The 23,591-nt window shown below is 66.4% G+C and carries 21 protein-coding genes; 9 read left to right on the top strand and 12 right to left on the bottom strand.

Annotated elements, in window-relative coordinates; genetic code table 11:
* Positions 1-61: 61 nt before the first annotated feature.
* The 3 genes from WS64_RS14870 to WS64_RS14860 form a co-directional block, all read right to left on the bottom strand.
* Entirely contained in the window at positions 62-706 is a 645-nt protein-coding gene (locus tag WS64_RS14870; protein ID WP_060966763.1) for a hypothetical protein, read from the bottom strand.
* A gap of 268 nt (positions 707-974) precedes the next feature.
* Positions 975-1,955: a 4-hydroxy-3-methylbut-2-enyl diphosphate reductase gene (gene ispH, locus WS64_RS14865; RefSeq protein ID WP_059576830.1), complete on the bottom strand. Its 981-nt coding sequence runs from the start codon at positions 1,953-1,955 to the stop codon at positions 975-977.
* Positions 1,956-1,957: 2 nt separating this feature from the next.
* Positions 1,958-2,413 carry an FKBP-type peptidyl-prolyl cis-trans isomerase gene (locus WS64_RS14860; RefSeq protein WP_006488950.1) on the bottom strand — a complete coding sequence of 152 codons (456 nt, stop codon included), beginning with the start codon at positions 2,411-2,413 and terminating at the stop codon, positions 1,958-1,960.
* 135 nt (positions 2,414-2,548) lie between these two features.
* Between WS64_RS14860 and radC the strand changes: the two genes are divergently transcribed.
* The 4 genes from radC to nadB all read left to right on the top strand — a co-directional run bounded on the left by radC (position 2,549) and on the right by nadB (position 5,726).
* Entirely contained in the window at positions 2,549-3,322 is a 774-nt protein-coding gene (gene radC, locus WS64_RS14855) for a RadC family protein (RefSeq protein ID WP_060966762.1), read from the top strand.
* Positions 3,323-3,559: 237 nt separating this feature from the next.
* A complete protein-coding gene (gene rpmB / locus WS64_RS14850) occupies positions 3,560-3,793 on the top strand; it encodes a 50S ribosomal protein L28 (protein WP_004186391.1) in 234 nt (77 codons plus the stop codon).
* Between the two features lie 17 nt (positions 3,794-3,810).
* Complete coding sequence (gene rpmG, locus WS64_RS14845) at positions 3,811-3,978, top strand: 50S ribosomal protein L33 (protein ID WP_006478046.1); 168 nt, start codon at positions 3,811-3,813, stop codon at positions 3,976-3,978.
* Positions 3,979-4,139: 161 nt separating this feature from the next.
* Positions 4,140-5,726, top strand: coding sequence for an L-aspartate oxidase (gene nadB / locus WS64_RS14840; protein WP_060966761.1), 1,587 nt, complete (start codon positions 4,140-4,142; stop codon positions 5,724-5,726).
* A gap of 95 nt (positions 5,727-5,821) precedes the next feature.
* On the opposite strand, the gene nadC is transcribed toward nadB, so the two are convergent.
* The 6 genes from nadC to purN all read right to left on the bottom strand — a co-directional run bounded on the left by nadC (position 5,822) and on the right by purN (position 12,835).
* Entirely contained in the window at positions 5,822-6,703 is an 882-nt protein-coding gene (nadC, locus tag WS64_RS14835) for a carboxylating nicotinate-nucleotide diphosphorylase (RefSeq protein ID WP_060966760.1), read from the bottom strand.
* Positions 6,700-7,836: a quinolinate synthase NadA gene (gene nadA / locus WS64_RS14830; RefSeq protein WP_060966978.1), complete on the bottom strand. Its 1,137-nt coding sequence runs from the start codon at positions 7,834-7,836 to the stop codon at positions 6,700-6,702. Before nadA ends, nadC begins: the two co-directional genes overlap by 4 nt.
* A gap of 262 nt (positions 7,837-8,098) precedes the next feature.
* Complete coding sequence (locus tag WS64_RS14825; protein WP_059576842.1) at positions 8,099-9,295, bottom strand: DesA family fatty acid desaturase; 1,197 nt, start codon at positions 9,293-9,295, stop codon at positions 8,099-8,101.
* Positions 9,296-9,509: 214 nt separating this feature from the next.
* Complete coding sequence (locus tag WS64_RS14820) at positions 9,510-10,892, bottom strand: mechanosensitive ion channel family protein (RefSeq protein ID WP_060966759.1); 1,383 nt, start codon at positions 10,890-10,892, stop codon at positions 9,510-9,512.
* 18 nt (positions 10,893-10,910) lie between these two features.
* Positions 10,911-12,176: an RsmB/NOP family class I SAM-dependent RNA methyltransferase gene (locus WS64_RS14815; protein WP_060966758.1), complete on the bottom strand. Its 1,266-nt coding sequence runs from the start codon at positions 12,174-12,176 to the stop codon at positions 10,911-10,913.
* Entirely contained in the window at positions 12,173-12,835 is a 663-nt protein-coding gene (gene purN, locus WS64_RS14810; RefSeq protein ID WP_060966757.1) for a phosphoribosylglycinamide formyltransferase, read from the bottom strand. The genes WS64_RS14815 and purN overlap by 4 nt, the downstream gene beginning before the upstream one ends.
* Positions 12,836-12,957: 122 nt before the next feature.
* Here purN and WS64_RS14805 point away from each other — a divergent pair, with 122 nt between their 5' ends.
* The 5 genes from WS64_RS14805 (at position 12,958) to dut (ending at position 19,172) form a co-directional block, all read left to right on the top strand.
* A complete protein-coding gene (locus WS64_RS14805; protein ID WP_060966756.1) occupies positions 12,958-13,950 on the top strand; it encodes a bifunctional riboflavin kinase/FAD synthetase in 993 nt (330 codons plus the stop codon).
* A gap of 102 nt (positions 13,951-14,052) precedes the next feature.
* Positions 14,053-16,890: an isoleucine--tRNA ligase gene (gene ileS, locus WS64_RS14800; RefSeq protein WP_060966755.1), complete on the top strand. Its 2,838-nt coding sequence runs from the start codon at positions 14,053-14,055 to the stop codon at positions 16,888-16,890.
* Positions 16,891-16,892: 2 nt separating this feature from the next.
* Positions 16,893-17,393, top strand: a complete 501-nt coding sequence (lspA, locus tag WS64_RS14795) for a signal peptidase II (RefSeq protein WP_060966754.1) — start codon at positions 16,893-16,895, stop codon at positions 17,391-17,393.
* A 67-nt stretch (positions 17,394-17,460) separates the two neighbouring features.
* Positions 17,461-18,672, top strand: coding sequence for a bifunctional phosphopantothenoylcysteine decarboxylase/phosphopantothenate--cysteine ligase CoaBC (gene coaBC, locus WS64_RS14790; RefSeq protein WP_059646201.1), 1,212 nt, complete (start codon positions 17,461-17,463; stop codon positions 18,670-18,672).
* A 53-nt stretch (positions 18,673-18,725) separates the two neighbouring features.
* Positions 18,726-19,172 carry a dUTP diphosphatase gene (gene dut, locus WS64_RS14785; protein ID WP_060966753.1) on the top strand — a complete coding sequence of 149 codons (447 nt, stop codon included), beginning with the start codon at positions 18,726-18,728 and terminating at the stop codon, positions 19,170-19,172.
* Between the two features lie 31 nt (positions 19,173-19,203).
* Here the strand turns inward: dut and WS64_RS14780 are convergent, their stop codons facing one another.
* From WS64_RS14780 to clpS, 3 genes are all read right to left on the bottom strand, one after another.
* A complete protein-coding gene (locus tag WS64_RS14780; RefSeq protein WP_059646649.1) occupies positions 19,204-20,583 on the bottom strand; it encodes an amino acid permease in 1,380 nt (459 codons plus the stop codon).
* A 103-nt stretch (positions 20,584-20,686) separates the two neighbouring features.
* Complete coding sequence (clpA, locus tag WS64_RS14775) at positions 20,687-22,987, bottom strand: ATP-dependent Clp protease ATP-binding subunit ClpA (RefSeq protein WP_059576869.1); 2,301 nt, start codon at positions 22,985-22,987, stop codon at positions 20,687-20,689.
* Positions 22,984-23,298 carry an ATP-dependent Clp protease adapter ClpS gene (clpS, locus tag WS64_RS14770; RefSeq protein WP_006398529.1) on the bottom strand — a complete coding sequence of 105 codons (315 nt, stop codon included), beginning with the start codon at positions 23,296-23,298 and terminating at the stop codon, positions 22,984-22,986. The genes clpA and clpS overlap by 4 nt, the downstream gene beginning before the upstream one ends.
* Between the last annotated feature and the right edge of the window lie 293 nt (positions 23,299-23,591).

The raw sequence follows: 23,591 nt of genomic DNA, 5'->3' as shown, positions 1-23,591 counted from the left end.
GCCGCCGGAGCGGATACAAAAACGGCACCGCACTGTTCCGGTGCCGTCATGAGTCCCGTCGCTAAATCGTCACGACATCGAGGACGGTGTTCGTGGCCTCCTTGAAGTCGTGGGGCAGCATGCCGAGACGGCCGTCATCCGGTTTCCCGGCATCCGTGCCTTGGCCCGTCCAGTGCCATGCAAGCATCGCGCCAGGACGGATCGGATTCCGCGCCGCGTCGCCGGGGAAGGCGTTGCGACAGCCGCGCCCGACTTTCGTCAGGACTGCATCGGAATCCATCGTACGAACCAGGCTGCGCGCCGCGACACGGTCGGTCGCGGCAGCGCGCTGTTTCGTCGAATCGAATTGAAGGGGAGACAATGGCTTCGGCACGCTACCGGCAACGCCGCGATCGTCCGCCATCCGTGGGCCCGCCACTTGCCGCGCTACAAACTGCATGCCCGCTGCCGGCCCGATCGCCAGGCCATGCGTGTTGATTTCCTCGATCGTCAAACGTGCCCCGTTTTCCTTGTCCCTGCCCAGTTGCGCGATACGGCGCGCCGATGGCGCCGCAGGTCCGGTTCCGGCGACGCGCACGCCGGTGGCCGCCGGTGCCGCGTACACCGCAGCGTCCCTGGCCGCCCCGCCGTCGCTCTTTTTGCTGCAGCCGGCAAACATTGCAACCGGTGCGGCGACGGACACGGCGTAAGCCAACTTCACATGCATCGAATGGTCTCCCGCGCCTTGCCAAAACCCGTTTCAAAGCCATTCCGGCTTGAAAACGGGCGCATTGTAACTCCATTTATAGGACGCCAATAATCCTGATTCGATGGGGTTTTCCTGCATTGCAACCAATTTTGAGACACGATTGGGCGCGCCCGGAGCAACCAGGTTGCACCATGCTTGGGAATAACGGTTGCGATGCGAATTTCCAGGCACAAAAAAAGCGCGCCGACGGGCGCGCTTCGGTATTCCGCAGGGTGCGATGCGGCAATCAGGCCGCGGGCGGCAGGTTCAACCCGCGCGGCAGCGGAAACGACACGTTTTCCTCGATGCCCTCGAGTGCGCGGACGTTGCGCACGCCGAGCTCGCGCAGCCGCGCGATCACGGCCTGGGCGAGCACCTCGGGCGCCGACGCGCCGGCCGTCACGCCGATGCGGCGCTTGCCGGCAACCCATGCCGGATCGATCTGATCCGGCGCATCGACCATGTACGCGGCCACCCCGCGCTTTTCGGCCACTTCGCGCAGCCGGCTCGAGTTCGAGCTGTTCGGACTACCGACCACGATCACGACGTCGCACTGCGGCGCCATGAACTTCACCGCATCCTGCCGGTTCTGCGTCGCGTAGCAGATGTCCTGCTTCTTCGGCTCGCGGATCTTCGGATACTTCGCCTTCAGCGCGCCGATGATCTCGGCCGCATCGTCGACGGACAGCGTCGTCTGCGTGACGAGCGCGATGCGCTCGGGATCGGCGAGCTCGAGCTTCTGCACGTCCTCGACGCTTTCGACGAGGTGCATGCCTCGCTCGACCTGGCCCATCGTGCCTTCGACCTCGGGATGCCCCTTGTGCCCGATCATGACGATGTCGACGCCGTCCTGGCGCATCTTCGCCACTTCGACGTGCACCTTCGTGACGAGCGGGCAGGTTGCGTCGTAAATGCGCAACCCGCGCACGTCTGCCTCGTCGCGCACGGCTTTCGACACGCCGTGCGCACTGAAGATCACGGTGTTGCCGGCCGGCACTTCCTCGAGCTCCTCGACGAAGATCGCGCCCTTCTTCTTCAGATCCTCGACCACGTACTTGTTGTGGACGATTTCGTGACGCACGTAGATCGGCGCACCGTGCATCGCGATGGCGCGCTCGACGATCTCGATCGCGCGGTCGACGCCCGCGCAGAAACCGCGCGGCTGGGCCAGCAGGATTTCGGCGTCGGCGGCGACGGTCTGCGCGGACAGCGTATCGGTGGTACTCATGATTACAGGATTCCGATGATTTTCACTTCGAACGTGAGCGCCTGGCCCGCGAGCGGATGATTGAAGTCGAACAGCGCCGAGGTCTCGCTGACTTCCTTCAGCACCCCCGCGTAGCGGCCGCCATCCGGTGCGTTGAACTCGATGAGTTCGCCCGGCGTGAAATCGTCGCCGACCATCCCGTTCTCGCGCAGCGTCGACAGCGTCACGCGCTGAAGCATGTCGGGATTGCGGGGGCCGAACCCCTGATCGGGCGCTAGCTGAAAAGTCGAGTGGTCGCCGACCCTGAGCCCGAGCAGAATCTGTTCCAGCGACGGCGCCAGTTGCCCCGCGCCCAGCAACAGCGTGGCCGGCTTGTCCGAGAAGGTGTTGACGATGTCGGCGCCGTCGGCCAGTGCCAGCCGGTAATGCAACGTGACGTGGGAACCGGGCTTCACTTCGGATAGATCGATGAGGCTCATGAATTACTCGTTCGGTCGGCGCCCGCTACGGCCGAATGGCCCGGCGCAAAGCCAATATTGTAAGTCACCTGAGCGTGCAAGGCGGAAAGTGCGACGACGTCGCGCACGCCGCCCGCCGCCAATGGAGTTCAGACCATGCTGTCACCCCGCCTCATCCTGCCGTCGGCCGAATGCCGCGACACCGCCGATGCGCCGGCCGATCCGCCCGCCCGCGTCATCCCGATCAACCGGCGCAGGCGCCGCCCGGGCGACTGGCGGCCGGAGCGGCCGCGCGAGCGGCTGCTGGAGCGCGGGCCGGCCGCGCTGACCGACGACGAACTGATCGCGCTGCTGCTCGGCACCGGCAAGCCCGGTCACGACGTATTCGTCATCGCCCGCGATCTGATCAAGCAGTACAAGTCGCTGCGCGGATTGCTCGAAGCGGGCGCCGACGATTTCGAGGCGCACCCCGGCATCGGCCCCGCGCGCTCCGCGCGGCTGGTCGCGGTCACCGAGATCGCCCGGCGCATGCTGGAGGAGAAGGCACGGGACGGCATGCAGATCGATTCGCCCGGCGCCGTCGAGGATTGCCTGCGAATGAAGATCGGCACGCTCCCGCACGAAGTATTCGTCGCGGTCTATCTGGACGCCCGCAACCGCATGATCGACATGGAGGAACTCGCGCGCGGCTCGCTCACGCGGATGGCCGTCTATCCGCGCGAGATCGTGCGCCGCGCGATGCAACAGAACGCCGCGGCGCTGATCGTCGCGCACAACCATCCGTCGGGCGCGGTGCAGCCGAGCGCGGAAGACCGCCGCCTGACGCGCGTGCTGAAAGACGCGCTCGAGCTCGTCGACGTGCGGCTGCTCGATCACGTCGTCGTCGGCGTCAGCGATACTTTCTCGTTCGCGCGGGCCGGTTGGCTGTAGACTGTGGCGCGGCGGCCCGTCCCAGGGCGCCGCAACGGCGAAGCGAAATTAGGTTTGATTTTTCTGAACTTTTTCTGCTAGAATCGCCGTCTGTCTTTTTTCCAACCAGTTCTAGCCATCGAAGGGCCTTGTCTGTAAGGGCTACGGCGTTCTGAGTGCAGCCATGGATCACGTGGCGGTGCGATGGAACCTTCACCGGCGATCGAACCCCGAATTTAGCGTATTAGGAGTGCTCTCATGGCACGCGTATGCCAAGTAACTGGGAAAGCGCCGATGAGCGGCAACAACGTTTCCCACGCCAACAACAAGACGAAGCGCCGCTTCCTGCCGAACCTGCAAAACCGCCGGTTCTGGGTGGAGAGCGAAAACCGCTGGGTGCGTCTGCGCGTCTCGAACGCCGGCCTGCGCCTGATCGACAAGAACGGCATCGATTCCGTGCTCGCTGACCTGCGCGCACGCGGCGAAGCCTAAGCCCAAGGAGCACAATCATGGCAAAAGGCGCCCGCGACAAGATCAAGCTCGAGTCGACCGCTGGTACGGGTCACTTCTACACGACCACGAAGAACAAGCGCAACATGCCGGAAAAGATGGCGATCAAGAAGTTCGATCCCGTCGTCCGCAAGCATGTGGAATACAAAGAAACCAAGATCAAGTAATCTCCGGTTTCTGCCAGCTTGACGGTGACCGAAAAGCCCCGCACATGCGGGGCTTTTTGTTTTGCGCGCACGCGCGGGCCCCCGACGCGGTATGCTCTCCCCTTTCCGCGGCGACAGCCGACGGAACGCAAGATCAAAAAGCGTAACGATGGAGATGCAGCATGAAATTCGACGTGGCGATCGTCGGCAGCGGCCTGGCAGGGCTGTCGGTCGCACTCAATCTGGCCAGCACGCGACGTGTCGCGCTGATCGCGAAACGTTCGATGATGGAGGGGGCGAGCGATAACGCGCAGGGCGGCATCGCGGCGGTCCTCGACTCGGCGGACAGCATCGAGAACCACGTCGACGACACGCTGGTCGCCGGTGGCGGCCTGTGCGACGAAGGCGCGACGCGCTACATCGTCGAGCACGGCCGCGAAGCGATCGAATGGCTGATCTCGCAAGGCGTGCCGTTCACGAAGGACGACGCGGCCGAACTCGGCTTTCACCTGACGCGCGAAGGCGGTCACAGCCACCGCCGGATCATCCATGCAGCCGATGCGACCGGCCATGCGGTGCTCGCGACACTGTCGGAGCGGGCGCGCCGGCATCCGAACATCACGTTCCTCGAAAACCACCACGCGATCGACCTGATCACGTCGGACCGGCTCGGGCTGCCCGGCCGCCGCTGTCACGGCCTGTATGCGCTCGACGTCGACAACGACCGCACGATCACGATCGAGGCGCCGCACACGGTGCTCGCCACCGGCGGCGCGGGCAAGGTCTACCTGTACACGACGAACCCCGATACCGCGACCGGCGACGGCATCGCGATGGCATGGCGGGCCGGCTGCCGCGTGTCGAACATGGAATTCATCCAGTTCCACCCCACCTGCCTGTTCCATCCGTACGCGAAATCTTTCCTGATTTCGGAAGCCGTGCGCGGCGAAGGCGGCCTGCTGAAGCTGCCCGACGGTACGCGCTTCATGCCCTCGCACGATCCACGCGCCGAACTCGCGCCGCGCGACATCGTCGCACGCGCGATCGACTTCGAGATCAAGAAGCGCGGGATCGACTGCGTGTATCTCGACATCAGCCATCAGCCGGAAGCATTCCTGCGCGAGCACTTCCCGACGATCCATGCGCGCTGCCTCGAATTCGGCATCGACATCGCGAAACAGCCGATCCCCGTCGTGCCGGCCGCGCACTATACGTGCGGCGGCGTCGTCACCGATCTCGCGGGCCGCACCGATCTCGCCGGCCTGTATGCGGTCGGCGAAACGTCGTACACGGGGCTGCACGGCGCGAACCGGCTCGCGAGCAACTCGCTGCTCGAATGTCTCGTGATCGGCCGCACGGCAGCCGGGGCGATCGAGGCCGCCGGCTTCGACGCCGACACGCCGGCCGCGCTGCCCGCCTGGGACGAAAGCCGCGTGTCGGACGCGGACGAGGAAGTCGTCGTGGCGCACAACTGGGACGAACTGCGCCGCCTGATGTGGAACTACGTCGGCATCGTGCGCACGGACAAGCGTCTCGAACGCGCGAAGCACCGGCTGTCGCTGCTGCGCGACGAAATCCACGAGTACTACGCGAACTTCCGCGTGACGCGCGATCTGCTCGAACTGCGCAACCTCGTCGACGTGGCAACGCTGATCGTGAAGAGCGCGTACTCGCGCCGCGAAAGCCGCGGGCTGCACTACAGCCGCGACTGGCCGCATACGCTGCCGAAGGCGTTGCCGAGCGTGCTCACGCCGCGCTCGCGCCGCTAAGCGGCGCGCCGCCCTTCCCGGCTGCGCCCGCACAAGAAAAAGGCCGTTGGCGTTTGCGCGCCAACGGCCTTTTTGTCCGATCGGACGCGAATCGGTCAGTCGACGATCCGCATCGAATAGTCCGTCGCCCGCACGTCCTTCGTCAGCGCGCCGATCGAGATGCGATCGACGCCCGTCTCCGCGAACGTGCGCACCGTATCGAAATTGACGCCGCCGGACACTTCGAGCACGGCCTTGCCGGCCGCGACGCGTACCGCTTCGCGCATCATGTCCAGCGTGAAGTTGTCGAGCAGCACCGATTGCGCGCCATGCGCGAGTGCCGTATCGAGCTGCGCAAGCGTCTCGACTTCGATCTGCACCGGCACGCCCGATTCGAGCGCGAACGCCGCATCGAGGGCTTCACCGACGCCGCCTGCCGCCGCGATGTGGTTCTCCTTGATCAGGATGCCGTCGTACAGCGCGAGACGCTGGTTCTCGCCGCCGCCCACCCGGACCGCGTACTTCTGCGCGAGCCGCAGCCCCGGCAGCGTCTTGCGCGTATCGAGGATCTTCGCGCGCGTACCTTCGACACGATCGACGTAACGGCGTGTCGCCGTCGCGACGCCCGACAGCAGCTGCAGGAAATTCAGCCCGTTGCGCTCGGCCGTCAGCAACGCGCGCGCCGGCCCCTCGAGTTCGCATACGGCCGAATCGGGCATCATCCGGTCGCCTTCGCGATAGCGCCATTGCACGACGATCGACGGATCGATCCGCGCGATCACGGCCTCGAACCACGGCACGCCGCACAGCACGGCTTCCTCGCGCACGATGATCCGCGCGCGGCGGCGCTCGCCGGCCGGCACGAGCCGCCCGGTCTGGTCGCCGGCACCGACGTCCTCGGCGATCGCGTCGGCCACGTTGCGCGCGATCGCTTCGTCGAATGCCGCCCCGTATTGGGCGCGGACGGCGTCGAACAGCGGGGAGACGGCGTTGTTCATGCGGCCCCCACGTTCGCGAACAGCTGCTGGTCGCGCTGCAGGTCGCCGCTCGCCTGCACGCGCTTCTTGTGCGCGGCCGCGAATTCGAGCATCCGGTCGATCGGCAAGCGCGCGCGTTCGCCGATCGCGGGATCGACGAAGATCTCGTTGTGACCGCGCTCGAGCACGTCGGCGAGGTTCGCGAGGCCGTTCATCGCCATCCACGGGCAGTGCGCGCAACTCTTGCAGGTCGCGCTGTTGCCAGCCGTCGGCGCGGCGATGAAAGTCTTGCCGGGCGCGGCAAGCTGCATCTTGTGCAGGATGCCGAGGTCGGTCGCGACGATGAAGCGCTTCGCGTCGAACTTGACGGCCGCGTCGATCAGCTGCGTGGTCGAGCCGACGACGTCGGCCTGCGCGACGACGTTTTCCGGCGATTCCGGATGCACGAGCACCTTCGCGTCCGGATATTCGGCGCGCAGCAGGTCGAGCTCGATGCCCTTGAACTCGTCGTGGACGAGGCACGAGCCCTGCCACAGCAGCATGTCGGCGCCGGTTTTCTTCTGGATATAGCTGCCGAGATGGCGGTCCGGCGCCCAGATGATCTTTTCGCCGCGCGCGTGCAGGTCGGCCACGATCTCGAGGCCGATCGACGACGTGACCATCCAGTCCGCGCGCGCCTTCACGGCCGCGCTGGTGTTCGCGTAGACGACGACGGTACGGTCCGGATGCGCATCGCAGAATGCCGAGAATTCGTCGACCGGGCAGCCGAGGTCGAGCGAACAGGTCGCGTCGAGATCGGGCATCAGGATGCGCTTGTTCGGGCTCAGGATCTTCGCGGTCTCGCCCATGAAGCGCACGCCGGCGACGACCAGCGTCTGCGCGTCGTGATCGCGGCCGAAGCGGGCCATTTCGAGCGAATCCGCCACGCAGCCGCCCGTTTCGTCGGCCAGTTCCTGCAGTTCGGCATCCACGTAGTAGTGGGCGACGAGCACGGCCTTTTCACGGGCGAGCAACGCCTTGATGCGCGCCTTCAGCGCAGCGCGCTCCTCGGCGGACGGCGCATCGGGCACCTTGGCCCATGCTTGCCCGACGCTACAGACGGTGCCTGCCGACACCGGCCGGTCGTACTCGACGGATTTGATCGTCGATTGCATCTCCATATCTCCTGTCGACCCAAGTTAGCGCTTCAGCGCTTACTTGGGTCCCATGCTTCGCGGTCGACCCAAGTTGGCGCTTCAGCGCTTACTTGGGCCCCATGCTACGCGGTCGGCGTGAGCGGTTTTTCGGCCCTGACGCGGCGCCCAAACTTCACACCAATTCCGGCGCCTGGGCCATCCTGCAAAAACCAGCCGCCCAAATGAAAAAACCCCGCCAACGCGGGGTTTGTGACGTCCTGAGATTCTAATCGATTTCGAATCAGGCGTAGCGGCGCAGGCGCGTCGCGAATTCCTGCAGCGCCTTGATGCCGCTTTGTTCTGCGCGATGGCACCAATCCTGTAATTGCGCGAGAAGCTGTTCGCGCGACGCGGTCGAACGGTCCCAGATCGCGGCGAGATCCTGGCGCAGTTGGAAGTACGTATGCAGCTTCTGGCTGTTCGCGAAGATTTCCGGCAGCAGCTTCTTCTGCGGCTCGTCGAGGCCGTCGGCGTCCTTGTGGAACCACTTGCGCGCGCTGCGCATCAGCTGGTACTTCTCGCTCGAACCGAGTTCCTTCAGGTGCGCGAGCTCCTGGCGGTAGGCACGCTTGACGGCCTTGCCGTAGCGCGCCATCACTTCGTAGCGGTTCGACAGCACGGCCTGCAGCGTTTCCTGGTCGAGCACCGTCTTCGGCTTGTTCAGACGCGGCGTGGGCGCGACCTTCTTCACCTTCGCGAGACCGAATGCCGACATGATGCGGATGTACATCCAGCCGATGTCGAACTCGTACCACTTGTTCGACAGCTTCGCCGACGTCGCGAACGTATGGTGGTTGTTGTGCAGTTCCTCGCCGCCGATCACGATGCCCCACGGGAACAGGTTCGTGCTCGCGTCGGCCGAGTTGAAGTTGCGATAGCCCCAGAAGTGACCGAAGCCGTTGACGACGCCCGCCGCCCAGAACGGAATCCACACCATCTGCACGGCCCACACGGTCAGGCCGAGCACGCCGAACAGCGCGACGTCGATGACCATCATCAGGCTCACGCCGAGAATCGGGTACTTCGAGTAGACGTTGCGTTCGATCCAGTCGTTCGGCGTGCCGTGGCTGAACTTGCGCATCGTCTCTTCGTTCTTCGCTTCCGCGCGATACAGCTCGGCGCCCTCGAGGAACACCTTCCAGATGCCGCGCGTCTGCGGGCTGTGCGGATCTTCCTCGGTCTCGCACTTCGCGTGATGCTTGCGGTGAATCGCGGCCCACTGGCCGGTCAGCATGCCGGTGGTCATCCACAGCCACAGGCGGAAGAAATGGCTCGCGATCGGATGCAGCTCCAGCGCGCGGTGCGCCTGGCAGCGGTGCAGGTAGACCGTCACGCCGATGATCGTGACGTGCGTGACGGCGAGCGCGAACAACGCGACCTGCCACCACGAAAAATGCAGGAGCCCGTGGGAAAGAAAATCGAGCAGGGAATTCAACAAGGCAGTTACCTGTGATGAGAGCGACGCCCGCTGGCGTCAGAAGAATGAAAGCATACCGCGTGTAGACCAGAATTTTACTTCAACCGTTCCAAGTCTTTGTAAAAAATGAACATTTTCTTGCCCTCACGCAATCCGCGCGGTCCATGGGCGGACTGGGAAAGGCCCGCGATCCGGTTTCGACCGCGAAATCGGTACGATTGACCGGCCGCGAGCGCTATGCCGCCGGCGCGCGCGCGTCCAGCGCACCGCTGGCGGCAGCCGGATCGCGCCCGGCCGCCGCGGCCGCCGCGGGAAAGCCGTCCGGCAGCCCGACCACGCGCACTTCGCGCTGCGGAAACGGAATGGAAATCCCGTGCTCGCCGAACAGCCGCCAGATGTTGCGGTTCACGCTCGAGCGCACGCCCGACGTGCCTTTCGCCGCATCCTCGATCCAGAAACCCAGCTCCAGGTCGATCCCGTCCGCGCCGAAACTTGCGAGGTACGGCGTCGGCGCCGGCTCGGCCAGCACGCGCGGCACGTCCTTCGCGGCTTCGGCAAGCAATGCGAGTGCCTGCTCGACGTCGCTCGTGTAGGCGACCTGCACCGCGACCTTCGCGTAGCCGCGCGTCAGGTAAGACGACTGGTTCTGCACGACGTCGGTGATCAGCTTCTCGTTCGGGATCAGCGTCTCGTTGCCGTCGAGGCCGCGCACGACCGTGTAGCGCGTGCGGATCTGCGTGACGACGCCCTGCAGCCCGCCGACGCTGATCGCATCGCCGAGCCGCAGCGAGCGGTCGAGCAGGATGATGAAGCCCGACACGTAGTTGCTCGCGATCTTCTGCAGCCCGAACCCGAGGCCGACGCCCACCGCGCCGCCGAACACGCCGAGGACCGTCACGTCGATACCGACGAGCGACAACCCGATCAGGATCGCCGCGAACACGAGCAGCGCGCGGCCGACCCGCGACAGCACGACCTTCAGGTTCGCGTCGAGCGTGCTCGCGCGCGACAGGCGATCCTCGAGCACCGAGCCGAGCCACATCGCGACCATCAGCGTCACGCACACCCACAGCGCGCCGGAGATCACCGACAGCAGCGTGAGGTGCGCGGTCGCGACCCGGAACTGCACGCTGTCGAGCCAGCCGAGCACGTCGCGCTGGATGCCGAGCACGGTCATCACCATCGCGGCCCACACGACGGTCGACACGATCTTCTCGACGACCGACAGCCACGCGTGCGTGTGGCCGTCGCGCGCGAACACGCGCCGCGCGAAGAAGAACAGCACGTAGATCAGCCCGATGCCGAACAGCGGCACGAGCGCGAGCGACAGCAGCGACGTCGACATGAACGGCTCGAACGCGAACTGCGCGCCGCCGACGAACACGCCGCCGAACAACGGAAACAACGCACGCTTCAGGCTTTGCGCGCCCGCGCCCGGCGCGCGTCCGGCCGCCCGGCGCCGTGCATCGATCCGAGCGTGCACGAAGCGCGCGGCCACCCACGCGAGACACAGCGCACCGACGAGAATCGCCGCCTGCCAGATCATCACCGGCTGGTGGAAATCGCGAATCACCGATGCCAGCCGGCGCGACAGCAGGCGGCTCTGCAGACTCTCCATCGTCCGTCCGGCCAGCCGTTACTGCGCGGCGCGGCGTTCGAGCACCGCGGCGAAGAAGCCGTCCGTCGCGTGACGGTGCGGCCACAGCGACAGGTAGTCGCCCGTCTCGAGTTCGACGCGCTGGTCGGCCAGCACCTTCTGCGCCGGCACCAGCACGAACTCGGGATGATCGGCGAGGAACTGTTCGACGATGCGCTCGTTCTCGGCATCGAGCACGCTGCAGGTCGCGTAGACGAGCCGGCCGCCCTTCTTCACGAGGCGCGCGGCGCTCGCGAGGATCGACGCCTGCTTCGGCGTCAGCTCGTCGATCGCGGTGCGCGTCTGGCGCCACTTCAGGTCGGGATTACGGCGCAGCGTGCCGAGGCCGCTGCACGGCGCGTCGACCAGCACGCGGTCGATCTTGCCGGCGAGCCGCTTGATCTTCGCGTCGTGCTCGCTGTCGATCAGCACCGGGTTCACGTTCGACAGCCCGCTGCGCGCGAGGCGCGGCTTCAGCTTCGCGAGGCGCTTCTCCGACACGTCGAACGCATAGAGGCGCCCCGTCGAGCGCATCATCGCGCCGAGCGCGAGCGTCTTGCCGCCCGCGCCCGCGCAGAAATCGACGACCATTTCGCCGCGCCGCGGCGCGACCAGCGAGCACAGCAGCTGGCTGCCTTCGTCCTGCACCTCGATCGCGCCTTCCTCGAACAGCTTCAGGCGCGTCAGCGCCGGCTTGCCGACCACGCGCACGCCGAACGGCGCGAACGGCGTCGCGCCCGCATCGATGCCGCTCGCGCGCAGCGCGTCGATCACCTGGTCGCGGCTCGCCTTCTGCGCGTTGGCACGCAGGTCGAGCGGCGCCGGGTAGTTCAGCGCGGCGGCGAGCTGCGCAAGCTCCTCGGCGTCGAAACGGGCCGACAGCGCCTGGTGAATCCAGTCGGGCAGGTTCGTGCGAATGCGCACCGGCAGGCTCGCCGGATCGATCTTCGACACGTGTTCGAGCCATGCCGACTCGGTGTCGGACAGGAACGGCTTCAGCGCATTGCGACCGACCGTCTGCATCAGGCCCAGCAGCGTGAGGCGCCGCGCGGGCGTGCCGGTGCCGCTCTCGGCCAGATGCGAAAACTCCATCTTCCGGCGCAGCACCGCGAACACGGCCTCGGCGATCACGCCGCGCTCCGCGTGCCCGAGCTTCGGGTGCGCACGGAAGAACCGGCTCGTCGTCGCGTCGGCGGGGCCGGCGAATTTCAGCACCTCGGCCAGCAAAGTCTCGGTCTGGCCGATCAGGAATCCGTGCAGCTTCATACGCCCTCACTCGTTTCGGTATGCGGTTGATCCGCGAAAATCCAGCGCGCCTCGTCGGGCGCCACCACTGCGCGGCCGTTCTCGAGGCGCAGCTGCCCCTCGACGAACCAGCGCACCGCACGCGGATACAGCACATGCTCGACCGCCAGCACACGCCGCGCGAGCGCGGCCGCGTCGTCGCCGGCGCGCACGGGCACCGCGCCCTGCGCGACGATCGCGCCGCTGTCGAGCTCCGGAATGACGAAATGCACGCTCGCGCCATGCAGCGCGACGCCGGCGTCGAGCGCCTGCTGGTGCGTGTGGATGCCCTTGAAGCTCGGCAGCAGCGACGGATGGATGTTGAGCAGCCGGCCTTCGTATCGTCTGACGAATGCGGGCGTCAGGATGCGCATGAAGCCGGCGAGGACGACGAGATCGGGCGAGAAACGGTCGATCTCGGCGGCGAGCGCCGCGTCGAAGCTGTCGCGGCCGTCGAACGACCGGTGGTCGACCACCGCCGTCGCCGCCCCGTGCGACGCGGCAAAAGCCAGTCCGGCCGCATCGGGCCGGTTGGCGATCACGGCGGCAATCTCGGCCGGCCAGCGTTCCTGCGCGCACGCGCGGACGATGGCCTCCATGTTGCTGCCGCGACCGGAAATCAGGATCACGAGTTTTTTCATCCGCGAATTTTACCATTCGCCCTCGCGTTTCCCGCCTTCTCGGCCGTCGGCCCGCCCGAACGTTTATAATCTTCTGCTTTGCGGCATTCCACCGCTCATTCCCCGACGCTGCATCCGCTATCGTGAAAGTCTTCCGCGGCCTGCCCAACGCCGAGAGCCGCGCCCCGTGCGCGCTGACGATCGGCAATTTCGACGGTGTCCATCGCGGCCACCAGGCCCTGCTCGCGCGCGTGCGCGCGGCGGCGGACGCGCGCGGCCTGCCCGTGTGCGTGATGACGTTCGAGCCGCACCCGCGCGAATTCTTCAATCCGGCCGGCGCGCCGCCGCGCATCGCGATGCTGCGCGACAAGCTCGAGGCGCTGCGCGAGCACGGTGTCGACCGCGTCGTCGTCGAGCACTTCAACCACACGTTCGCGAGCCAGTCGCCGCAGGCGTTCGTCGAGCGCACGCTGGTGAACGGGCTGCACACGCGCTGGATGATGGTCGGCGACGATTTCTGCTACGGCGCGAAGCGCGCGGGCACCTTCGACACGCTGAAGGCGGCCGGCGAGCAGCACGGCTTCGAGGTCGAGCAGATGGGCACGGTGGCCGGCAGCGACGGCACGCGCATTTCCAGCTCCGGCGTGCGCGCGTCGCTCGCCGCGGGCGATCTCGACGCGGCCGCGCAGGCGCTCGGCCACGGCTATGCGATCAGCGGCCACGTCGCGCACGGGCTGAAGCTCGGCCGCGATCTCGGCTTCCCGACGCTGAACCTGCCGATCGCGCACAAGCGGCCGGCGCTCGCGGGCATCTTCGTCGTGCAGGTGCACGGCCTCGGCCCCGAGCCGCTGCCGGGCGTCGCGAGCCTGGGGCTGCGTCCGACCGTCGACGATTCGGGCCGCGTGCTGCTCGAAGTGCACCTGCTCGACTGGCACGGCGACGCGTACGGCAAGCTGGTCCGTGTCGAATTCCTGAAGAAGCTGCGCGACGAGGCGAAGTTCGACGATCTCGAGGCGCTGTCGCGCGCGATCGCGCTGGACGTCGCGAACGCGCGCGCGTACTTCGTCGAGCGCGACCGTGCGCCGGGCAGCCGGGCGACGGGCTTCGCGACGTCGGCCACCGACCGAATTAGCTGATCCGGACGGCGGCGCCCTGGCGCCGCACCCTCGCGCGCCTGCTCGCGCGCCTACCCGATTCACGACGCCCGAGCGTCCCCCGATTTAGATAGCGATCCCATCATGAGCAACAAGAAAGCCGATTCGAAACCGCAGGCCAAGTATCCGGTCAACCTGCTCGACACGCCGTTCCCGATGCGCGGCGACCTGCCCAAGCGCGAGCCGCAGTGGGTCAAGGAGTGGGAAGAGCGCGGCATCTACGACAAGATCCGCGCGGCCAGCAAGGGCCGGCCGAAGTTCATCCTGCACGACGGCCCGCCGTATGCGAACGGCGACATCCACCTCGGCCACGCGGTCAACAAGATCCTGAAGGACATCGTCGTCAAGTCGCGCAACATGGCCGGCTTCGACGCGCCGTACGTGCCGGGCTGGGATTGCCACGGCATGCCGATCGAAATCCAGATCGAGAAGCAGTTCGGCAAGTCGCTGCCGGCGGCCGAAGTGATGAGCAAGGCGCGCGCGTACGCGACCGAGCAGATCGAGAAGCAGAAGGTCGGCTTCAAGCGCCTGGGCGTGCTCGGCGACTGGGCCAACCCGTACAAGACGATGAACTTCGTGAACGAGGCGGAAGAGATCCGCGCGCTCGGCAAGATCATCGAGAAGGGCTACGTGTATCGCGGGCTGAAGCCGGTGAACTGGTGCTTCGACTGCGGCTCGGCGCTCGCGGAAGCGGAGGTCGAGTACAAGGACCGCACCGACCCGACGATCGACGTGATGTTCGCGTTCGCGGAGCCGGAAAAGACCGCGCACGCGTTCGGCCTGCCGGCGCTGCCGCGCGCCGAAGGCGGCATCGTGATCTGGACCACCACGCCGTGGACGATTCCCGCCAACCAGGCGCTGAACCTCCACCCGGAAATCGTCTACGCGCTGGTCGACACCGAGCGCGGGCTGCTGATCATCGCGCAGGAGCGCGTCGAAGCCTGCATGACCGACTTCAAGCTGACCGGCCGCGTCGTCGCGACCGCGCCCGGCGTGAAGCTCGCGAACCTGCGCTTCCACCACCCGCTCGCGTCGGCCCACCCCGGCTACCAGCGCACCGCGCCCGTCTACCTCGGCGACTACGTGACGACCGATACGGGTACGGGCGTCGTGCACTCGTCGCCCGCGTACGGCATCGAGGACTTCCAGTCGTGCAAGGCGCACGGGATGACCGATTCCGACATCATCAACCCGGTGATGGGCGACGGCCGCTACATCGAGTCGCTGCCGCTGTTCGGCGGCCTGTCGATCTGGGACGCGAACCCGAAGATCGTCGACGCGCTGAACGCGGCCGGCTCGCTGCTGCGCAGCGAGAAGTACACGCACAGCTACATGCACTGCTGGCGCCACAAGACGCCGATCATCTACCGCGCGACGTCGCAATGGTTCGCCGGCATGGACGTGGCGCCGCGCGACGGCGGCAAGACGCTGCGCGAGACGGCGCTCGAAGGCGTCGACGCGACCGCGTTCTACCCGTCGTGGGGCAAGCAGCGCCTGTTCAGCATGATCGCGAACCGTCCCGACTGGACGCTGTCGCGCCAACGCCAGTGGGGCGTGCCGATGGCGTTCTTCGTGCACAAGGAAACCGGCGAGCTGCACCCGCGCACGCTCGAGCTGCTCGAGGAAGTCGCGAAGCGCGTCGAGCAGTCGGGCATCGAGGCATGGCAATCGCTCGACCCGCGCGAGCTGATCGGCGACGACGCGAACCTGTACGAAAAGAACCGCGACACGCTCGACGTGTGGTTCGACTCGGGCACGACGCACTGGCACGTGCTGCGCGGCTCGCACAAGGATCAGCTGCAGTTCCAGGCCGACCTGTACCTCGAAGGCTCCGACCAGCACCGCGGCTGGTTCCACTCGTCGCTGCTCACGGCATCGATGCTCGACGGCCGCGCGCCGTACAAGGGCCTGCTCACGCACGGCTTCACGGTCGACGGCGAAGGCCGCAAGATGAGCAAGTCGCTCGGCAACGGCATCGACCCGCATGAAGTCGCGAACCGCCTCGGCGCGGAAATCATCCGCCTGTGGATCGCGTCGACCGACTACTCGGGCGAGCTCGCGATCTCCGAGGAAATCCTGAAGCGCGTGACGGAAGGCTATCGCCGCATCCGCAACACGCTGCGCTTCCTGCTCGCGAACCTGTCGGATTTCGACTTCGCGCAGCACGCGGTGCCGGTCGACGAATGGCTCGAAATCGACCGCTACGCGGTCGCGTTCTCGCAGCAACTGCAGACGGAACTGCTCGGCCACTACGAGAAGTACGAGTTCCACCCGGTCGTCGCGAAGCTGCAGACGTACTGCTCGGAGGATCTCGGCGGCTTCTACCTCGACGTGCTGAAGGATCGCCTGTACACGAGCGCCGCCGATTCGCGCGCGCGCCGCTCCGCGCAAACGGCGCTGTACCACCTGACGCAAGGCCTGCTGCGCGTGCTCGCGCCGTTCCTGTCGTTCACGGCGGAAGAAGCGTGGAAGGTGTTCCAGCCGGCGAGCGACACGATCTTCACGGAGACCTACTATGCGTATCCGGAAGTCGCCGGCGCGGCCGCGCTGATCGAGAAGTGGGCGCTGCTGCGCGACGTGCGCGGCAACGTGACGAAGGCGCTCGAGGAAGCGCGCACCGCGAACCGCATCGGTTCGTCGCTGCAGGCCGAAGTGGCCGTGCATGCGAGCGGCGCGCGCTACGACGCGCTGACGAGCCTCGGCGACGATCTGAAGTTCGTGCTGATCACGTCGGCCGCGACGGTCGTCAAGGTCGACGACGACGCGCAGGAAAGCGTCGACGTGGCCGCGTCGAAGTACCAGAAGTGCGAACGCTGCTGGCACTACCGCGAAGATGTCGGCGCGCACGCCGATCATCCGACGCTGTGCGGCCGCTGCTTCTCGAACCTGTTTGAAAACGGCGAAATCCGGAGCGCTGCATAAATATGGCGAAGACCCTGTCGAAACCGGCCAGCGGCGCGCTCGCGCCCTGGCTCGGCATTTCGCTGATCGTGATCCTGTTCGACCAGTTGTCGAAGATCGCGATCCTGAAAACGTTCGCGTACGGCGCGCAGCATGCGCTGACGTCGTTCTTCAATCTCGTGCTGGTGTACAACCGCGGCGCCGCGTTCGGCTTCCTGTCGGCCGCGAGCGGCTGGCAGCGCTGGGCGTTCACCGCGCTCGGCATCGGTGCGACGCTCGTGATCTGCTTCCTGCTGCGCCGTCACGGCCAGCAACGCCTGTTCAGCCTGTCGCTCGCGCTGATCCTCGGTGGAGCGCTCGGCAACGTGGTCGACCGGCTCGTCTACGGTCACGTGATCGACTTCCTCGATTTCCACCTCGGCGCGTGGCACTTCCCGGCGTTCAACCTCGCCGATTCCGCGATCACGATCGGCGCGGTGCTGCTGATCTACGACGAGCTGCGGCGCGTGCGCGGCGCGCGCTGAGCGCGCATACTCCGTGTCGACGGCCGGCTTCGCGCCGGCCGTTCCGTTTGACCCCAGGAGGCCTGAGTTGGCACACGCAGAACTCGCAGGAAAACACCTCGTTCTCGGCCTGACGGGCGGCATCGCCTGCTACAAGATCGCCGAGCTCACGCGGCTGCTCGTGAAGGCCGGCGCGACCGTGCAGGTCGCGATGACCGACGCCGCCACCCAGTTCATCACGCCCGTCACGATGCAGGCGCTGTCGGGGCGGCCCGTCTACACGAGCCAGTGGGACGCGCGCATCGACAACAACATGGCGCACATCGACCTGTCGCGCGAAGCCGACGCGATCGTGATCGCGCCCGCGTCGACGGATTTCCTCGCGAAGCTCGCGCACGGGTTCGCCGACGACCTGCTGTCGACGCTGTGCGTCGCACGCGACTGCCCGCTGCTCGTCGTGCCCGCGATGAATCGCCAGATGTGGCAGAACCCGGCCACGCAACGCAACGCCGCGCAACTGCGCGCGGACGGCGTATCGGTGCTCGGCCCGGACTCGGGCGCGCAGGCATGCGGCGAAGTCGGCGACGGCCGCATGCTCGAACCCGAGGCGATCTATGAAGCGATCGTCGCGCACTTCGCGCCGAAGGTGCTCGCGCACCGGCGCGTGCTGATCACGGCCGGGCCGACGTTCGAGCCGCTCGACCCGGTCCGCGGCCTGACGAACCGCTCCAGCGGCAAGATGGGCTTCGCGCTCGCGCGCGCCGCGCAGCAGGCGGGCGCCGACGTGCATCTCGTCGCCGGGCCGGTCGCGCTCGACACGCCGTGGGGCGTGACCCGCCAGGACGTGCAGACCGCGCAGCAAATGTACGACGCGGTGATGCAGGCGGTCGCCGATGCCGACATCTTCATCGCGGTGGCGGCGGTCGCCGACTGGCGCGTCGACCAGCCGGCCGAGCACAAGATGAAGAAGACGGCCGACCGCAAGATGCCGGCGCTCGCGTTCGTCGAGAACCCCGACATCCTCGCGTCGGTCGCCGCGCTGCCCGATCCGCCGTTCTGCGTCGGCTTCGCGGCCGAAAGCGGCGACCTCGACGTGCACGGCGACGAGAAGCGCAAACGCAAGAACGTGCCACTGCTCGTCGGCAACCTCGGCCCGCTGACGTTCGGGCGCGACGACAACGAAGTGGTGCTGTTCGAGGCCGCCGGCCTCACGCGCCTGCCGCGCGCGCCCAAGGACGAACTCGCGCATGCGCTCGTCGCGGAAATCGCGAAGCGCCTGCCCGACAACCGCCTGATCTGATCCCGCGCGGCGGCACTGGCCGCCGCGCCCTTCCCGACCGATTCGACGACCGCATGAAACTCGACCTGAAGATTCTCGACGCGCGCATGCGCGACTACCTGCCCGCCTACGCGACCACCGGCAGCGCCGGCCTCGACCTGCGCGCGTGCCTCGACGCCCCGGTCACGCTGAAGCCGGGCGAAACCACGCTCGTGCCGACGGGCCTCGCGATCCACCTCGCCGATCCCGGCTATGCGGCGCTGATCCTGCCGCGCTCGGGCCTCGGCCACAAGCACGGGATCGTGCTCGGCAACCTCGTCGGCCTGATCGATTCCGACTACCAGGGCCAGTTGATGGTCTCGACGTGGAACCGCGGCCAGACCGAATTCGTGCTGAACCCGTTCGAACGGCTCGCGCAGCTCGTGATCGTGCCGGTCGTGCAAGCGCAGTTCAACATCGTCGACGAATTCACCGAGAGCGATCGCGGCGAAGGCGGCTTCGGCAGCACCGGCCGCCACTGAGCCACGCAGCACGAAAAACGGGGCCGCACGATCAGCGCGCGTGCCGGTGCCGGTAATGCAGCGCGTAGGCGAGCGTCAGCAGCACGACGAACACGACGCCGACCACCATCGTCATCCGGAATTCGCGCGTGAAAGCGGTCGTCAGCAGGATCGCCGCGACGAGCGCCGCGCCGAGCAGGCTGCCGAACGGGTGCCCCCACATCCGGAACGCGAGCGTAGGGCCCCGATACTTCGAACGGAAGCGCAGGTGCGTGACGAAGATCATCAGCCACGTGAACAGCGCGCCGAACATCGCGATCGCCATCATCACCGTGAACGCGGTGTCGGGCGCGAGCGCAACCAGCACGGCCGCCACCGCGACGCCGCTCGTCGAAATCCATAGCGCGGCGCGCGGCACGCCGTTCGCGCCCAGTCGGCCGAATACCGCCGGCGCGAGGCGCGCGCGCGACAGGCTGAACATCATCCGCGTCGTCACGTAGAGCTGGCTGTTCATCGCCGACAGCGCCGCGATCAGCAGCACGAAGTTGATCACGCCCGCCGCATACGGCACGTGCGTCGCGGCCATCACCTTCACGAACGGGCTTTCGTCGGTGCCGGCCTGCGTCCACGGCACGATCGCCAGCATCAGCGACAGCGTCAGCAGGTAGAACAGCACGAGCCGGAACACGGTCGAGCGGAAGGCGCGCGTGACCGCGTGCTGCGGATCGCGCGCCTCGCCGGCCGCGATCGCGACCGCTTCGATGCTCATGTAGCTGAAAATCGCGACGATCACCGCGACCCAGGTACCCCAAGGCCCCTTCGGCATGAAGCCGCCATGCGCGGTGTAGTTCGCGAAACCAATGCCCGATGCGGCCGGCGCCGACCACACGAGAAACGCGCCGAGCACGATGAACACGACGATCGCCGCGATCTTCAGCAACGAGAACGCGTATTCGACCGTCCCGTACAGCGTGACGCTCGCGAGGTTCACCGCGATCAGCAGCGCGGAGAAGCCGATCACCCAGTACCAGCCGGGCACGGCCGGGAACCAGTACTTCATGAACACGGCGATCGCGCTGATCTCGGTGCCGATCGCGAACACGACCGCGAACCAGTACGCATAGCGCACCAGGAAGCCCGCGAGCGGGCCGACGTAATGCTCGGCATACGCGCCGAACGAGCCGGCCGTCGGATGCGCGACGGTCATTTCCGCGAGTGCGCCCATCAGCAGCAGCGCGATCAGCGCGCCGATCGCATAGGAAACCAGCACGCTCGGGCCGGCGAGCCCGATCGCGAACCCGCTGCCGAGGAACAGCCCCGTGCCGATCGCGCCGCCGATCGCGATCATCGCCATCTGCCCCGACGTCAGCGCGTGGCGCAACCCTTGTTCGCGCGCGACGATATCGTCGAACGACCGTTGTTGTTGTGTCACTGCGTTACCACTCCCCTGCACCACCATCGCGCCGCCGGCGCCGGATAAAACGAAACGGCGCGGAGAACTTCCCGCGCCGTTCGCATAAACAACGAATGATTGCTTACTCGACTTCGACCGTCTCTTCGTTCGGCTTGTGCGGCGGATTCGCCAGCTTGTCGAACGACAACTGCACCTTGTCGCTTTCGTCGACGTCGACCGTCACGTGACCGCCGTTGACGAGCTTGCCGAACAGCAGTTCGTCGGCCAGCGCGCGCCGGATCGTGTCCTGGATCAGCCGCTGCATCGGCCGCGCGCCCATCAGCGGGTCGAAGCCGTGCTTCGCGAGATGCTTGCGCAACGCGTCGGTGAAGAGCGCGTCGACCTTCTTCTCGTGCAGTTGTTCCTCGAGCTGGATCAGGAACTTGTCGACCACACGCATGATGATTTCCTCATCGAGCGAGCGGAAGCTGATGATCGCATCCAGGCGGTTGCGGAACTCCGGCGTAAACAGGCGCTTGATGTCGGTCATCTCGTCGCCCGTTTCGCGGCGCGTCGTGAAACCGATCGTCGCCTTCTGCATCGACTCGGCGCCCGCGTTCGTCGTCATGATGATGATGACGTTGCGGAAATCCGCCTTGCGGCCGTTGTTGTCCGTCAGCGTGCCGTGGTCCATCACCTGCAGCAGCACGTTGAAGATGTCCGGATGCGCCTTCTCGATTTCGTCGAGCAGCAGCACGCAATGCGGCTTCTTCGTGACGGCTTCGGTCAGCAGGCCGCCCTGGTCGAACCCGACGTAGCCCGGCGGCGCGCCGATCAGCCGGCTCACCGCGTGACGCTCCATGTATTCCGACATGTCGAAGCGGATCAGCTCGATGCCGAGCGTGAACGCGAGCTGGCGCGCCACTTCGGTCTTGCCGACGCCCGTCGGGCCGGAGAACAGGAACGCGCCGATCGGCTTGTCCATCTTGCCGAGGCCCGCGCGCGCCATCTTGATCGAGGCCGCGAGCGCGTCGATCGCCGGATCCTGGCCGAACACGACGCTCTTCAGGTCGCGATCGAGCGTCTGCAGCTTGCTGCGATCGTCCTGCGACACGCTCTGCGCCGGCACGCGCGCGATCTTCGAGATGATTTCCTCGATCTCGCCCTTGCCGATCGTCTTCTTCTGCTTCGACTTCGGCAGGATACGCTGCGCGGCGCCCGCCTCGTCGATCACGTCGATCGCCTTGTCCGGCAGGTGACGGTCGGTGATGAAGCGCGCCGACAGTTCGGCCGCGGCCGACAGCGCACCCGACGAGTACTTGACGCCGTGATGCTCCTCGAAGCGCGACTTCAGCCCGCGCAGGATCGCGACCGTCTGCTCGACGCTCGGCTCCGTCACGTCGACCTTCTGGAAGCGCCGCGACAGCGCCGCATCCTTCTCGAAGATGCCGCGGTACTCGGTGAACGTCGTCGCGCCGATGCACTTGAGCGTGCCCGACGACAACGCCGGCTTCAGCAGGTTCGACGCATCGAGCGTGCCGCCCGACGCGGCGCCCGCGCCGATCAGCGTATGGATTTCGTCGATGAAGAGGATCGCGTGCGGACGCTCCTTCAACTCCTTCAGCACCGTCTTCAGACGCTGCTCGAAATCGCCGCGATACTTGGTGCCCGCCAGCAGCGCGCCCATGTCGAGCGAATACACCTGCGCGTTCGCGAGGATGTCCGGCACTTCGCCGCGCGTGATCCGATACGCGAGCCCTTCGGCGATCGCGGTCTTGCCGACGCCGGCTTCGCCGACGAGCAGCGGGTTGTTCTTGCGGCGACGGCACAGCACCTGCACGACGCGCTCGACCTCCGGCTCGCGGCCGATCAGCGGATCGATGCGGCCGTCCTTCGCCATCTGGTTCAGGTTCTGCGTGAACTGCGCGAGCGGCGTTTCCTTCTGCGCGTTCGCGTCCTCGCTTTCCGCGTTCGCGTCGGTCGACTTCGCGGCTTCGCCGCTGTTCGTCTTCGCGATGCCGTGCGAAATGAAGTTCACCACGTCGAGACGCGTGACGCCCTGCTGCTGCAGGTAGTAGACGGCGTGCGAATCCTTCTCGCCGAAGATCGCGACCAGCACGTTCGCGCCGGTGACTTCCTTCTTGCCGTTCGACGTCGACTGGACGTGCATGATCGCGCGCTGGATCACGCGCTGGAACCCGAGCGTCGGCTGGGTATCGACATCGTCGGTGCCCGGGACGGTAGGTGTGTTGTCGTGGATGAAATTGCGCAGGTTCTGACGCAAGTCCTCGATGTTGGCCGCACACGCGCGCAACACCTCGGCTGCCGTCGGATTATCCAGCAGGGCCAGCAGCAGGTGCTCGACCGTAATGAACTCATGGCGCGCCTGGCGTGCTTCCATGAACGCCATGTGCAGGCTGACTTCCAATTCCTGGGCAATCATGCTTCCTCCATCACGCACTGCAGCGGATGCCCTGCCTGCCGCGCATGGGTAACGACTTGCTCAACCTTGGTCGACGCGATGTCCCGCGTATAGACCCCACAAACCCCTCGCCCTTCGCGATGGACCTTCAGCATGATCTGCGTGGCCGTCTCGCGATCCTTCTTGAAATACTCCTGGACCACCATCACGACGAATTCCATCGGCGTGAAGTCGTCGTTCAGCAGCACCACCTTGTACATCGAAGGCGGCTTGAGCTTCTGCTGCTTGCGTTCCAGGACGGTACTGTCCTGCTTGTCCGGGATAATCGCCATACACCCATTCTAAACAACTCGGACAGGCCCGCAATCCTGCCATTACCCGACCGACCGGCCGGCGCCCTCCCCGGTATCCCGGAACACGCGATCGCCCTCGCGCCATACGAAAGCCGGCTGCGGTGCCGGCTTTCACGCATGGCGCGGAACACGAACCGTCAGGGGGAATCGCACCGGAACGTCGTGTCCGCATCCAGTATCCCACAAGCCGGGACGACTCGAACGCGTGTCACTCGAGCCTGGTATATGAGCCGATTATGCGGCTTTTCAAGCCCCCGCGCTTGGCCACATGC

Origin of the sequence: Burkholderia anthina (assembly GCF_001547525.1) — a bacterium.
Lineage (GTDB): Bacteria > Pseudomonadota > Gammaproteobacteria > Burkholderiales > Burkholderiaceae > Burkholderia > Burkholderia semiarida.
Note: the sequence above shows the minus strand (reverse complement) of the source record. Positions and strands in the feature narration are given on the sequence as shown.